Raw genomic sequence first — 12,617 nt, 5'->3', positions numbered from 1 at the left:
GCCCCGTAGCCGAACAAGACGAAAACCCCGCCCCGGCGCATGGGCCGGAGCGGGGTTGACGGGGCGTCGGACGGTGCCTCAGCCGAGCTTCTTCACCTGGGTGTCGACGACGTCCTTGGGCTGCTCCGCGGCACCGGTGAGGCTCAGGGGCTCGGCGGCGGTGAGGGCCTTGGCCTCGGGCGTGGGCGAGGGGGACGGGGCGGCCGCGGACGGCTTGGCGTCCTGCTCGGCGCCGGCCCCGCCCGAGGGGCCGCAGGCGCTGGCCAGCAGGACCAGGGACGCGCCGGAGGCGGTCAGGAGGGCACGACGGACGAGGGCGGTACGCACGGAGGACTCCCGGGAACAACGAGGTGGCGTCGGAGCAGCACGAACGGCCCCCGGTCGGGGGGACGATCAAATGGAGTGCGGCGCTCCGCACTCTACGGCCGGTCCGCCCGCCCGCCGGCGGCGCAGGTGGTCCGCACGCGGATCGTGATCAGGGCGCAACCGCGATCGTCTCGAATCGAGATGGGAAGACCCGCTCCGCCCTTTGGCCACGTGACCGACCCCACCACCCACAAGCGCCCCCCAGCCCCGACAATGGCGGTGTGATCACTTCGCCGCCACGAAGCAACACGCCCGAGGGTGCAACGGAGCACACCGGCCGGGACGGGCAGCCCCCGCGGACCGCGCACCGCCGCGGCCCCGAGGCCTCGCCGTACGTCGACCTCACCCGGGCCGAGTGGAGCGCCCTGCGCGAGCGGACGCCGCTGCCGCTGACCGCCGACGAGGTGGAGCGCCTGCGCGGCCTCGGCGACGTCATCGACCTCGACGAGGTCCGCGACGTCTACCTGCCGCTGTCACGCCTGCTGAACCTCTACGTCGGCGCCACCAGCAACCTCCGCGGCACCCTCAACACCTTCCTGGGCGACGCCGGCAACGGCCACGGCGCGCAAGCGGGCACCCCCTTCGTCATAGGGGTCGCCGGCTCGGTCGCCGTCGGCAAGTCCACGGTGGCACGCCTGCTCCAGGCCCTGCTCGCCCGGTGGCCCGAGCACCCCCGCGTGGAGCTGGTCACCACCGACGGCTTCCTGTACCCGATGAAGGAGCTCCAGCGGCGCGGGCTCACCTCCCGCAAGGGCTTCCCCGAGTCCTACGACCGCCGCGCGCTCACGCGGTTCGTCGCCGACATCAAGGCCGGCAAGGACGAGGTACGGGCCCCGGTCTACTCACACCTGATCTACGACATCGTGCCGGGCGAGGAGCTCGTCGTACGGCGTCCGGACATCCTCATCGTCGAGGGGCTCAACGTGCTCCAGCCGGCCCTCCCCGGCACCGACGGCCGGACCCGCGTCGCCCTCGCCGACTACTTCGACTTCAGCGTGTACGTGGACGCCCGGCCGGAGGACATCGAGCGCTGGTACCTCAACCGCTTCCGCAAGCTGCGCGAGACCGCCTTCCAGAACCCCTTCTCGTACTTCCGCAAGTACACGCAGGTCTCCGAGGAGGAGGCCATGGAGTACGCGCAGACGATGTGGCGGACGATCAACCGGCCCAACCTGCTGGAGAACGTCGCCCCCACCCGGGGCCGGGCCACCCTCGTCGTGCGCAAGGGACCGGACCACAAGGTCCAGAAGCTGAGCCTGCGCAAGCTGTAGTGGCTAGGGTGCGGGCATGCTGCATCTGCGGATGATCACCCCGCACCACCTCACCGAGCAGGTGGTGGAGCTGATCGACCGGACGGTCGGCACCACCCACCTGGTCGTCCTGACCGGTGCCGCCCGCGACCCGGAGGGCGACCTCGTGCTGTGCGACGTCGCTCGCGAGTCCGTCGACGAACTGCTCCAGGAGATGCGCGCGCTCGGCATCGACAAGACCGGCTCGATCGCCGTCGAGAACATCGACCTGTCGATCTCCACGCGCGCGGACGAGGCGGAGGAGGAGGCGCCGGGCGAGGCCGCCGACGCGGTGGTGTGGGAACAGCTCACCGAGTCGACTCACGAGGAGTCCACCCTCACCATCACCTACACCGCCTTCATAATCCTGGCGACGATGATCGCGGCGTGCGGTGTCGTGCTCGACAACGCCGTGCTGATCGTGGGTGCGATGGCGGTCGGCCCCGAGTTCGGCCCGCTCGCCGGCATCTGCACCGGTCTGGTGCAGCGCAGGCCCGGACTCGCCTGGCGCTCCTTCATCGCCCTGGCGGTCGGCTTCACGGCAGCGATCGCGGCGACGACGGCCTTCAGTCTGGGCATGGACGCGCTGGGCCTCTTCCATGAGCACCTGCTCGAGAACGAACGGCCGAACACCAGCTTCATCTGGCAGCCCGACCCGTTCTCCTTCGTCGTGGCGCTGCTCGCCGGCGTGGCCGGCATGCTCTCGCTGACCTCCGCGAAGGCTGGTGCGCTCGTCGGCGTGGCGATCTCCGTCACCACGGTCCCGGCGGCCGCCAACGCCGCCGTGGCACTCGCTTACGGCGACCTCGGCCAGATGTGGGGCTCCGGCATCCAGCTGGCGCTCAACCTAGGCGGCATCATCCTCTCGGGCACGCTCACCCTCATGGCCTGGAAACTGCTGCGGCGCACCCCGCAGAACCGGATGATCCGGAAGCCGGGTGCGCCACGCAGACCTGGTGCAGGCGCCTTCTAGGCGATGGCCCGCTAGCCGAGCGCCGACTTCACGGCGTCCGCGAGCCGGCCGGCGACCGCGCGGGCCTGCTCGATGTCGGCGGCCTCGACCATCACCCGCACGAGCGGCTCCGTACCGGACGAACGCAGCAGCACCCGGCCGGTGGTGCCGAGCTCGCGCTCGGCGTCGGTCACCGCCACCGCCAGCTCGGCCGAGGTCGTCACCCGGGACTTGTCGACGTCGGGGACGTTGATCAGGACCTGCGGCAGCCGCTGCATGACGCCCGCCAGCTCGGCCAGGGACCTGCCGGTGGCCGCGACCCGCGCCGCCAGCAGCAGGCCGGTCAGCGTGCCGTCGCCGGTGGTCGCGTGGTCGAGGATGATCACGTGGCCGGACTGCTCGCCGCCGAGCGCGTAGCCGTGCTCCTTCATGGACTCCAGCACGTACCGGTCGCCGACGCCGGTCTGCACGACCTGGATGCCTTCGCCCTCCATGGCCAGCTTGAAGCCCAGGTTGGACATGACGGTCCCGACCACGGTGTTCTCGCGCAGCTGGCCGGCCTCGCGCATGGCCAGCGCCAGCACCGCGAGGATCTGGTCTCCGTCGACCTCGGCGCCGCTGCCGTCCACGGCCAGGCAGCGGTCCGCGTCACCGTCGTGCGCGATGCCGAAGTCGGCGCCGTGCTCGACCACGGCCGCCTTCAGCAGGCCGAGGTGGGTGGAGCCGCAGCCGTCGTTGATGTTCAGGCCGTCCGGCTCGGCGCCGATCGTGACGATCTCCGCGCCGGCCCGGGCGAACGCCTCGGGCGAGACGTAGGCGGCAGCGCCGTGCGCCTCGTCGAGGACGATCTTCAGGCCGTCGAGGCGGTTGGGGAGGACACCGATGAGGTGGGAGACGTACTTCTCGAAGCCCTCGGTGTAGTCCGAGACGCGGCCGACGCCGGAGCCGGTGGGCCGGTCCCAGGGGGCGCCGGTGCGGTGCTCCTCGTAGGTCGACTCGATGCGGTCCTCCAGCTCGTCGGCGAGCTTGTGGCCGCCGCGGGCGAAGAACTTGATGCCGTTGTCGGGCATGGCGTTGTGGCTGGCGGAGAGCATCACGCCGAGGTCGGCACCCAGCGCACCGGTGAGATACGCCACCGCCGGGGTGGGCAGCACACCGACGCGCAGGACGTCCACGCCCGCGCTCGCGAGGCCGGCCACGACCGCGGCCTCAAGGAATTCACCGGAGGCCCGGGGGTCCCGGCCGACCACGGCGGTCGCCCGGTGGCCTTCGAAAGTGCCCGCCTCGGCGAGTACGTGGGCAGCCGCCACGGAGAGGCCGAGCGCGAGCTCCGCCGTCAGATCCGCGTTGGCGACGCCGCGTACACCGTCCGTCCCGAAGAGTCGTCCCACTGTTGTCCTCCCGAGTTTGCGCTTCGCGTATGACCGCTTGTGTCAGGTATGTGCCGCTTGTGGCGGTAAACGAACCGCCCCGGCAGCACAGAGAGTGCTGCCGGGGCGGTTTCGTTGCAGAACAGCAGGCGCAGATTAACGCTTGCTGTACTGCGGAGCCTTACGGGCCTTCTTGAGACCGGCCTTCTTGCGCTCGACCGCACGGTCGTCGCGGGAGAGGAAGCCGGCCTTCTTCAGCGCCGGGCGGTTGTTGTCCACGTCCGCCTCGTTCAGCGCGCGGGCCACACCGAGGCGCAGGGCGCCGGCCTGGCCGGAGACGCCGCCACCCGAGATGCGGGCGATGACGTCGTAACGGCCGTCGAGCTCCAGGAGCTTGAAGGGCTCGTTGACTTCCTGCTGGTGCACCTTGTTGGGGAAGTAGTCCTCAAGGGTGCGCCCGTTGATCTTCCACTTGCCGGTGCCCGGAACGATCCGGACGCGGGCGATGGCGTTCTTGCGACGGCCCAGGCCGGCGGCCGGCTGGGGGTCGCCGAAGCGACCGGCAAGGGACTCGGAGGTGTAGTCGCCCTCGACGACGACCTCGGACTCGCTGGTGTACTCCTCGACGTTGCCCTCGAACTCGTCGACGGGGGTCGTCTCGGCGGTGGTCTCGGCCACGATGCTCCTCAGAATTTTCTACGTCTTAGGGGGTGGCCGGAACTACTGCGCGACCTGGGTGATCTCGAACGGCACCGGCTGCTGGGCAGCGTGGGGGTGCTGGTCGCCCGAGTAGACCTTCAGCTTCGAGAGCATCTGACGGCCCAGGGTGTTCTTGGGGAGCATGCCCTTGACGGCCTTCTCGACGGCCTTCTCCGGGTTGTTCGCCAGGAGGTCGTCGTAACGCACGGAGCGCAGACCGCCCGGGAAACCGGAGTGGCGGTACGCCATCTTCTGGGAGGCCTTGTTGCCGGACAGGTGAACCTTGTCGGCGTTGATGATGACGACGAAGTCGCCCATGTCCATGTGGGGCGCATAGGTCGGCTTGTGCTTGCCCTTGAGGAGGGCAGCGGCCTGGGTCGCCAGACGGCCGAGGACGACGTCCTGGGCGTCGATGACGAGCCACTGGCGCGAGATGTCGCCGGGCTTGGGGCTGTACGTACGCACGCGTATGCCTTCGCTTCTTCAGTGGTGGGTCATCCCATAGGGCGCGAAGCCCCGCGGGAAGGGTCCTGACAGGGTCACCACGGACGATCACGACAGCCCTCGTTCACCTCGGGGACGCAACCCGTGTGAACGGCCAACTGCTGGTCATCGGTCCGGTGGACCGGCGTAAGGCCCTTTCACGTGAGAATGAGAAAGCCAATACGCATAACAAACCAGCAGGATACCCAAGCAGACCCGTACGGGTCAAAACGCGGTCCGCGATGCCGATTCTGCTGGCGTCGCGGCGCACTCCGGTTCGGTCCTGGGTGGGGACCCCGCAGTTGTTACGGGCTCCAGAATAACCCGACCTGAGCGCAGTGCACGACGCCCCAGCACGATCGCGAGCCCGCACAGGGTGGCGCAGTCCTTGAAGGCGCGCCGTTTGCGGTCCAGCTCCGAGGGCCACGGGACCAGTGCCAGCTGCGGTGTCAGGGCCAGCCAGAACCAGGGGGAACGGGCCGTCGAGCCCGGTCGCACCACCGAGGCCAGCAGCAGCGGAAGCACCACGAGCAGGTAGTGGTCGAAGGACGGCCGGGACACCAGGAATGCGGCGAGCATCACCATGCAGGCGGTCTCCACCAGACGCAGCTCGCCCCCGTCGCCGTCCTGATCCGTGCGCCGCCACCGCACCCAGGCCGCCCACAGACCGGCCGCGGCCCCCGCGAAGGCCACCAGCACCGCCACCGGCTGCGGCACCCCCAGCCGCGGCAGCACCGCTATCGGCGAGGCGTCCCAGGGCAGTGCGTACGCGTCCTGCCCCTGGAGCAGGAACGGCAGGGTCTTGGTGAAGAACAGCGACGGGCTCGGCATCATCAGCGCCCCGGCCAGCGAGATCCCCAGCGGCACCAGCACCGCCGCGGCCAGCCCCCTCCACCGGCGGGCCAGCAGGAAGAGCAGACCCATCGGCACCAGCATCGGCTTGCAGGCGATGGCCAGCCCGACCACCAGCCCGGCCCTCCCCCACGACCGCCGGTGCGCGAGCAGCAGCGCCACGGGCAGCGCGGCCGCCGAGATGGCCGTCCAGTTGCCGATCAGCACCAGGTTCACGTACGGCTTGTAGGCGAGGGCGAAGGCGGCGAGACCACCGACCGCGAAACGCGAGCGCGGCGGCACCGAGAACAGCCGCAGGGCGGCCAGCCAGCCGATGCCCAGCAGCCCCGACACCCCGAGCGGCAGGATCCAGCGCAGCACCCCCCGCGGCACCAGCGCCTCCGGTACCGCCATGACCACGGCACTGGGCAGGTAGAGGAAGCGCTTGTCCTCGTACGGCGACCCGCCCTCCAGCAGCGTCTGCGCCGCCTTGACGACGAAGGCGTTGTCCGAGCCCCAGTTCGCCCGCAGGCTCGTGGAGACGCAGATCCCGAGCAGCACCGCGAGGGAGACCACCTGCCAGGACCGGGGGGCCGGCCGGAGCAGCCAGCGGACGAGCCGGTCGCCGGACCTCGGCGCCTCCCACCTCATGAGCCAGATGCCAGGCCTCAGGCCCACGACGCCCCTCCCTCACCGTCAGCGCTTGCGTTCGACCCTGCGTTCGTCCCAGACGGGCTCCTGAGTCTCCCGCACGACACCGTCCGAACCGAAGACCAGGTAACGGTCAAATGTGCGCGCGAACCAGCGGTCGTGGGTGACGCACAGCACGGTCCCGTCGTAGGACTCCAGGCCGTCCTGGAGGGCCTCCGCGGACTCCAGGTCCAGGTTGTCCGTGGGCTCGTCCAGCAGCAGCGCCGTGGTGCCCGCCAGCTCCAGCAGCAGGATCTGGAAACGCGCCTGCTGGCCGCCCGAGAGCTTCTCGAAGGGCTGCTCGGCCTGGCGCTCCAGCTCGTAGCGGCGCAGGGCCCCCATCGCCTGTCCCAGGGGCTTGGCGGCCTCCGTCCACAGGATCTCGACGAGGGTGCGGCCGAACAGCTCCGGATGGGCGTGGGTCTGCGCGAAATGGCCGGGAACCACCCGGGCGCCCAGCTTCCAGCCACCGGTGTGCTTGACGTCCTCGCCGGCCAGCAGCCGCAGGAAGTGCGACTTGCCGGAGCCGTTCGAGCCGAGCACCGCGACCCGCTCCCCGTAGAAGACCTCCAGGGAGAAGGGCTTCATCAGCCCGGTGAGCTCCAGGTTCTCCACGGTCAGCGCGCGCACGCCGGTCCGGCCGCCCTTGAGCCGCATCCTGATGTCCTGCTCGCGCGGCGGCTCCGGCGGCGGACCGGCCTCCTCGAACTTCTGGAAGCGGGTCTGCATCGCCCGGTAGCGCGAGGCCATGTCGGGGCTGCTCGCGGCCTGGTTGCGCAGCCGCAGCACCAGGGCCTTGAGCCGGGCGTGCTCCTCGTCCCAGCGCCTCTTGAGCTCCTCGAAGCGGGCGAAGCGCTCCTTGCGGGCCTCGTGGTAGGTGCCGAAGCCCGCGCCGTGCACCCAGACGTCGGAGCCGGTCGGGCTCGCCTCCAGGCTGATGATCTTCTCGGCGGCCTGGGTCAGCAGCTCCCGGTCGTGGGAGACGAAGAGGACCGTCTTGCGGGTCGCCTTCAGCTGCTCCTCCAGCCACCGCTTGCCGGGGACGTCGAGGTAGTTGTCCGGCTCGTCGAGCAGCAGCACCTCGTCCGGCCCGCGCAGCAGCGCCTCCAGCACGAGCCGCTTCTGCTCACCGCCGGAGAGCGTGCGCACCTCGCGGAACTGCGCGGAGTCGTACGGGATGGCCAGCGCGGCCATCGTGCAGACGTCCCACAGGGTCTCCGCCTCGTAGCCCTGTACGTCGGCCCAGTCGCTGAGGGCCTGGGCGTAGGCCATCTGGGCGGCCTCGTCGTCCACCGTCATGATCAGGTGCTCGGCGCGGTCGACGGCCTTCGCGGCCTCCCTGATCCGCGGCTGGGCCACCGAGACCAGCAGGTCCCGTACGGTCGTCTCGTCGCGTACGGAGCCCACGAACTGGGACATCACGCCGAGGCCGCCGCTGATGCTGACGCCGCCGCCGTGCGGCTGGAGCTCCCCGGAGATCAGCTTCAGCAGGGTGGTCTTGCCGGCGCCGTTCGCCCCGACCAGGGCGGCCACCGCCCCCTCCCCCACGCGGAAGGAGACGTCGGGGAGCAGTACCCGCCCGTCGGGAAGGTAGTACTCCAGATGGCTGGCTTCGAGATGTCCCATGCCGGGCATTGTCCAGGTCGGCGCGCGATACGCCCAAACGATTTGGCGGCGGCTCAGCAGCAGCCGGCGCCCGGCAGGGTCCGCATGTTGCGGGCTTCCCGGCTGCGCGCGGCCAGCAGCTCGTCGGCCGGGTAGCCGACCTCCTCCAGGGTCAGCCCGTGCGGCTTGACCACGTGCACCGAGGAGTCCCGTACGCCGGCCGCCAGCACCTTGCCGGGCCAGTCGACGGGCCGGTGGCCGTCGCCGACGTGCAGCAGGGCGCCCACGAGGGAGCGGACCATGTTGTGGCAGAAGGCGTCGGCGCGGACCGTCGCGGTGACGATGCCGTCCTCGGCTCTCTCCCAGCTGAGCTGCTGGAGCGTGCGGATGGTCGTGGCGCCCTCGCGCCTCTTGCAGTAGGCGGCGAAGTCGTGCTCGCCCAGCAGCGCGGTGGCCGCCTCGTTCATGGCGTCCACGTCGAGGGGCCACTGGTGCCAGAGCACATGGCCGCGGCGCAGCGGGTCCACGCCGCCCTGGTGGTCGCCGACGCGGTAGGCGTAGCGGCGCCAGATGGCGGAGAAGCGCGCGTTGAAGCCCTCGGGGGCCTCGGCGACCTTCCACACCCGTACGTCGTGCGGGAGGCGGCCGGCGAGGCGGCGCAGCAGCACGGCGCCGTGCTCGGCCCAGACCTCCTCGGCGAGGTCGAACTGCGCGACCTGCCCGCGGGCGTGGACGCCCGCGTCCGTACGCCCGGCCACGGTCAGCTCGACCGGCTCCTTCAGCCGCATCACGGTCTGCAGGGCGCTCTCCAGCTCACCCTGGACGGTCCGCAGCGTGCGCTGCTTCGCCCAGCCGGAGAAGTCCTTGCCGTCGTAGCTCAGGTCCAGCCGTACCCGGACGTGCCCGGGCTCCACCTCGTCACTCACGTGACCGATCCTCTCAGAATCACCCATATGCAGAACGGGCCCGCCCCGGGAAGGGGCGGGCCCGTTCAGAGCCGGTCAAGCAAGCTCGATCCCGTAGCGGGATCAGGCCTCCTTGGTCTCCTCGACGGCCTCGGTCTCGGTGGCGTCGGCCTTGGCCTCCGCCTCCTTGACCGCGCGCTTCGTGGCGGCCTCGGCCTCACCGGTGGCCTGCTGGGCGACCGTAAGGGCCTCGACCAGCTCGATCACGGCCATCGGGGCGTTGTCGCCACGACGGTTGCCGATCTTGGTGATGCGCGTGTAACCACCGGGGCGGTTCTCGTAGCGCGGGGCGATCTCGGTGAACAGCGTGTGCACGATGCTCTTGTCCGTGATCGTCTGCAGCACCAGGCGACGGTTGTGGATGTCGCCCTTCTTGGCCTTGGTGACCAGACGCTCGGCGTAGGGACGCAGGCGGCGGGCCTTGGCCTCGGTGGTGGTGATGCGGCCGTGCTCGAAGAGCGCCTTCGCGAGGTTCGCGAGCAGGTGCTTCTCGTGTGCGGCGGAGCCGCCCAGGCGGGCACCCTTTGCGGGACGCGGCATTGTTACTCCTTCATATCTGCACCGGCCGTGTCAGGTACCGGTGTCAGTTCCCTCAGGCGGTCGCGAGAGGGGGTGCGGGGGGCGTGAGCCCCCCGCAAGCTTTCTCAGTACTGCTCGGTCTCGACGAAGCCGGCGTCCGCGTCGTCGTCGGCGCCGAAGGCGTCGGCGGCGGCGGTCGGGTCGAATCCGGGCGGGCTGTCCTTGAGGGCCAGGCCCATGCCGGCCAGCTTCGCCTTGACCTCGTCGATCGACTTCGCACCGAAGTTGCGGATGTCGAGCAGGTCGGCCTCGGAGCGGGCGACGAGCTCACCCACGGAGTGGATGCCCTCGCGCTTGAGGCAGTTGTACGACCGAACGGTGAGCTCCAGCTCTTCGATCGGCAGCGCCAGGTCGGCGGCCAGGGCGGCGTCCGTCGGGGACGGGCCCATGTCGATGCCCTCGGCGTCGATGTTGAGCTCGCGGGCCAGACCGAACAGCTCGACCAGGGTCTTGCCGGCGGACGCCATGGCGTCGCGCGGGCGCATGGCCTGCTTGGTCTCGACGTCGACGATCAGCTTGTCGAAGTCGGTGCGCTGCTCGACTCGGGTCGCCTCGACCTTGTAGGTGACCTTGAGGACCGGGCTGTAGATGGAGTCGACCGGGATGCGGCCGATCTCCTGGCCCAGCTGCTTGTTCTGGACGGCGGAGACGTAGCCGCGACCGCGCTCGACGGTCAGCTCCATCTCCAGCTTGCCCTTGCCGTTGAGCGTGGCGAGGACGAGGTCCGGGTTGTGCACCTCGACACCGGCCGGGGGCGCGATGTCGGCAGCGGTGACCAGGCCGGGACCCTGCTTGCGCAGGTACATCACGACCGGCTCGTCGTGCTCCGAGGAGACGACCAGCTGCTTGATGTTGAGGATGATGTCCGTGACGTCTTCCTTGACGCCCGGCACGGTGGTGAACTCGTGCAGGACGCCGTCCACGCGGATGCTGGTGACAGCGGCACCCGGGATGGACGACAGGAGGGTACGGCGCAGGGAGTTGCCGAGGGTGTAACCGAAGCCCGGCTCCAGCGGCTCGATCACGAAGCGCGAGCGGTACTCGTCTACGACCTCTTCGGTCAGCGACGGACGCTGAGCGATAAGCATGTCTGTGTTCCTTCATTCGTGGACGCCCACTATTTGACGCCCGACGGGGGCCGTACCGGGGCTACCCGGGTACGGCTACTGCAAGGGTACGGGCGGCACGTCCCCCGAAGGGGTCGTACCGCCCGGACACTCAAGAACGCACAGGTGCGTCCACTGCACAGACGCGGCGGCGCGGATCATCCCCGCGGAAGCGGGGTCGAGCGCCGCCCCGGATCAGACGCGGCGGCGCTTCGGCGGGCGGCAGCCGTTGTGCGGGGTGGGGGTGACGTCCTGGATCGAGCCGACCTCGAGGCCGGTGGCCTGGAGGGAGCGGATCGCGGTCTCACGGCCGGAGCCGGGACCCTTGACGAAGACGTCGACCTTGCGCATGCCGTGCTCCTGCGCGCGGCGGGCGGCCGACTCGGCGGCCATCTGCGCGGCGAAGGGGGTGGACTTGCGCGAGCCCTTGAAGCCGACGTGGCCGGCGGAGGCCCAGGAGATCACGTTGCCGGACGGGTCCGTGATCGAAACGATGGTGTTGTTGAACGTGCTCTTGATGTGGGCGTGCCCGTGAGCGACGTTCTTCTTTTCCTTGCGGCGCACCTTCTTGGCAGCGCCCTGACGACCCTTGGGGGGCATCTAAATCTCCTACGGGAGGTGGTCGGTCCTACAGCGCAAGACCGCTGAACAGGACTACTTCTTGCCCGGCTTCTTCTTACCGGCGATCGCGCGACGCGGGCCCTTGCGGGTACGCGCGTTCGTGCTGGTGCGCTGACCGTGCACCGGGAGGCCGCGACGGTGGCGGATGCCCTGGTAGCACTGGATCTCGATCTTGCGACGGATGTCGCCCTGGATCTCGCGGCGGAGGTCACCCTCGGTACGGAGGTTGGCGTCCACGTACTCGCGGATCTTGACGAGGTCCTCTTCGGCCAGGTCACGAACGCGGGTGTTCGGGTTCACGCCGGTGGAGGCGAGGATCTCCTTGGACCGGGTGCGCCCGATACCGAAGACGTAGGTGAGTGCGATCTCCACACGCTTTTCGCGCGGGATGTCGACACCGGAAACGCGTGCCATTCAATGGCTCCTGTGTGTTCGGGGGTCTTCCACAGAACCGATCCCGACCGCCGACCACCCGTGTCGGGTGATGGTACGTCCGGGTCCCCGGCCCCCGCCGGAGGTGCCGCCGGCCCTTGGCGGGGCTGGGCGGGTTCTGCGTATGTACGTTTTCTTACGTCGCGCGAAGAACTGCGTTAAGGCAGGTCGGTCGGCGTGCGTCAGCCCTGGCGCTGCTTGTGGCGCAGGTTGTCGCAGATGACCATGACCCGGCCGTGACGGCGGATCACCTTGCACTTGTCGCAGATCTTCTTGACGCTCGGCTTGACCTTCATGTTGGTGAGGTTCTCCGGGTCAGTGCCACCACCCGCACCGGGACGGACGCCCAGGCAGGAGTGAGAGCAAGATCTACTTGTATCGGTAGACGATCCGGCCACGCGTCAGGTCGTAGGGAGAGAGCTCCACCACGACCCGGTCATCAGGCAGGATGCGGATGTAGTGCATGCGCATCTTCCCGCTGATGTGCGCGAGGACCTTGTGACCGTTCTGGAGTTCCACCTTGAACATGGCGTTCGGGAGGGACTCGATCACGGTGCCCTCGATTTCGATGGCACCTTGCTTCTTGGCCACGCTTCGCCTTTCGAATCGGCTACCTTGATCGGCCCCGT

Annotated in this window: 15 protein-coding genes; 2 read left to right on the top strand and 13 right to left on the bottom strand. The window is 69.7% G+C overall.

Features of this window, described 5'->3' with window-relative positions; all coding sequences use genetic code 11:
- Positions 1-78: 78 nt before the first annotated feature.
- On the bottom strand, positions 79-327 hold the full coding sequence (locus ACFWFZ_RS07350; protein WP_387117879.1) for a hypothetical protein: 249 nt from the start codon (positions 325-327) through the stop codon (positions 79-81).
- Between the two features lie 260 nt (positions 328-587).
- On the opposite strand from ACFWFZ_RS07350, the gene coaA reads away from it, so the two are divergent.
- On the top strand, positions 588-1,637 hold the full coding sequence (gene coaA, locus ACFWFZ_RS07345) for a type I pantothenate kinase (protein ID WP_387117876.1): 1,050 nt from the start codon (positions 588-590) through the stop codon (positions 1,635-1,637).
- A 16-nt stretch (positions 1,638-1,653) separates the two neighbouring features.
- Positions 1,654-2,628, top strand: coding sequence for a DUF389 domain-containing protein (locus tag ACFWFZ_RS07340; RefSeq protein ID WP_387117873.1), 975 nt, complete (start codon positions 1,654-1,656; stop codon positions 2,626-2,628).
- A gap of 11 nt (positions 2,629-2,639) precedes the next feature.
- Here ACFWFZ_RS07340 and glmM read toward each other — a convergent pair whose 3' ends face one another.
- From glmM to infA, 12 genes are all read right to left on the bottom strand, one after another.
- Positions 2,640-3,998, bottom strand: a complete 1,359-nt coding sequence (glmM, locus tag ACFWFZ_RS07335; RefSeq protein ID WP_387117870.1) for a phosphoglucosamine mutase — start codon at positions 3,996-3,998, stop codon at positions 2,640-2,642.
- 135 nt (positions 3,999-4,133) lie between these two features.
- Positions 4,134-4,655 (bottom strand): 30S ribosomal protein S9, encoded by a 522-nt coding sequence (gene rpsI / locus ACFWFZ_RS07330; RefSeq protein WP_150258789.1) that lies wholly within the window; start codon positions 4,653-4,655, stop codon positions 4,134-4,136.
- A gap of 42 nt (positions 4,656-4,697) precedes the next feature.
- Positions 4,698-5,141 carry a 50S ribosomal protein L13 gene (gene rplM / locus ACFWFZ_RS07325; protein ID WP_363060160.1) on the bottom strand — a complete coding sequence of 148 codons (444 nt, stop codon included), beginning with the start codon at positions 5,139-5,141 and terminating at the stop codon, positions 4,698-4,700.
- A gap of 243 nt (positions 5,142-5,384) precedes the next feature.
- Positions 5,385-6,668 carry a glycosyltransferase family 87 protein gene (locus ACFWFZ_RS07320; RefSeq protein ID WP_387117866.1) on the bottom strand — a complete coding sequence of 428 codons (1,284 nt, stop codon included), beginning with the start codon at positions 6,666-6,668 and terminating at the stop codon, positions 5,385-5,387.
- Positions 6,669-6,686: 18 nt separating this feature from the next.
- On the bottom strand, positions 6,687-8,315 hold the full coding sequence (locus ACFWFZ_RS07315) for an ABC-F family ATP-binding cassette domain-containing protein (RefSeq protein WP_387117863.1): 1,629 nt from the start codon (positions 8,313-8,315) through the stop codon (positions 6,687-6,689).
- 44 nt (positions 8,316-8,359) lie between these two features.
- The gene (gene truA / locus ACFWFZ_RS07310; RefSeq protein ID WP_387117860.1) at positions 8,360-9,211 is read right to left on the bottom strand and encodes a tRNA pseudouridine(38-40) synthase TruA; all 852 of its coding nucleotides are present in this window, start codon (positions 9,209-9,211) and stop codon (positions 8,360-8,362) included.
- A 102-nt stretch (positions 9,212-9,313) separates the two neighbouring features.
- Positions 9,314-9,790, bottom strand: coding sequence for a 50S ribosomal protein L17 (gene rplQ / locus ACFWFZ_RS07305; protein WP_362740537.1), 477 nt, complete (start codon positions 9,788-9,790; stop codon positions 9,314-9,316).
- Between the two features lie 104 nt (positions 9,791-9,894).
- Positions 9,895-10,917: a DNA-directed RNA polymerase subunit alpha gene (locus ACFWFZ_RS07300; protein ID WP_007265920.1), complete on the bottom strand. Its 1,023-nt coding sequence runs from the start codon at positions 10,915-10,917 to the stop codon at positions 9,895-9,897.
- Between the two features lie 213 nt (positions 10,918-11,130).
- On the bottom strand, positions 11,131-11,535 hold the full coding sequence (gene rpsK / locus ACFWFZ_RS07295; RefSeq protein WP_003956432.1) for a 30S ribosomal protein S11: 405 nt from the start codon (positions 11,533-11,535) through the stop codon (positions 11,131-11,133).
- 54 nt (positions 11,536-11,589) lie between these two features.
- Positions 11,590-11,970 (bottom strand): 30S ribosomal protein S13, encoded by a 381-nt coding sequence (rpsM, locus tag ACFWFZ_RS07290; RefSeq protein WP_007265919.1) that lies wholly within the window; start codon positions 11,968-11,970, stop codon positions 11,590-11,592.
- A 200-nt stretch (positions 11,971-12,170) separates the two neighbouring features.
- Positions 12,171-12,284, bottom strand: coding sequence for a 50S ribosomal protein L36 (rpmJ, locus tag ACFWFZ_RS07285; RefSeq protein WP_003956441.1), 114 nt, complete (start codon positions 12,282-12,284; stop codon positions 12,171-12,173).
- Positions 12,285-12,357: 73 nt separating this feature from the next.
- Positions 12,358-12,579, bottom strand: a complete 222-nt coding sequence (gene infA / locus ACFWFZ_RS07280) for a translation initiation factor IF-1 (RefSeq protein ID WP_003956442.1) — start codon at positions 12,577-12,579, stop codon at positions 12,358-12,360.
- Positions 12,580-12,617 lie beyond the last annotated feature (38 nt).

This window comes from Streptomyces sp. NPDC060232 (genome assembly GCF_042726555.1).
GTDB lineage: Bacteria > Actinomycetota > Actinomycetes > Streptomycetales > Streptomycetaceae > Streptomyces.
This window is presented reverse-complemented; position numbering and strand designations above follow the sequence as displayed.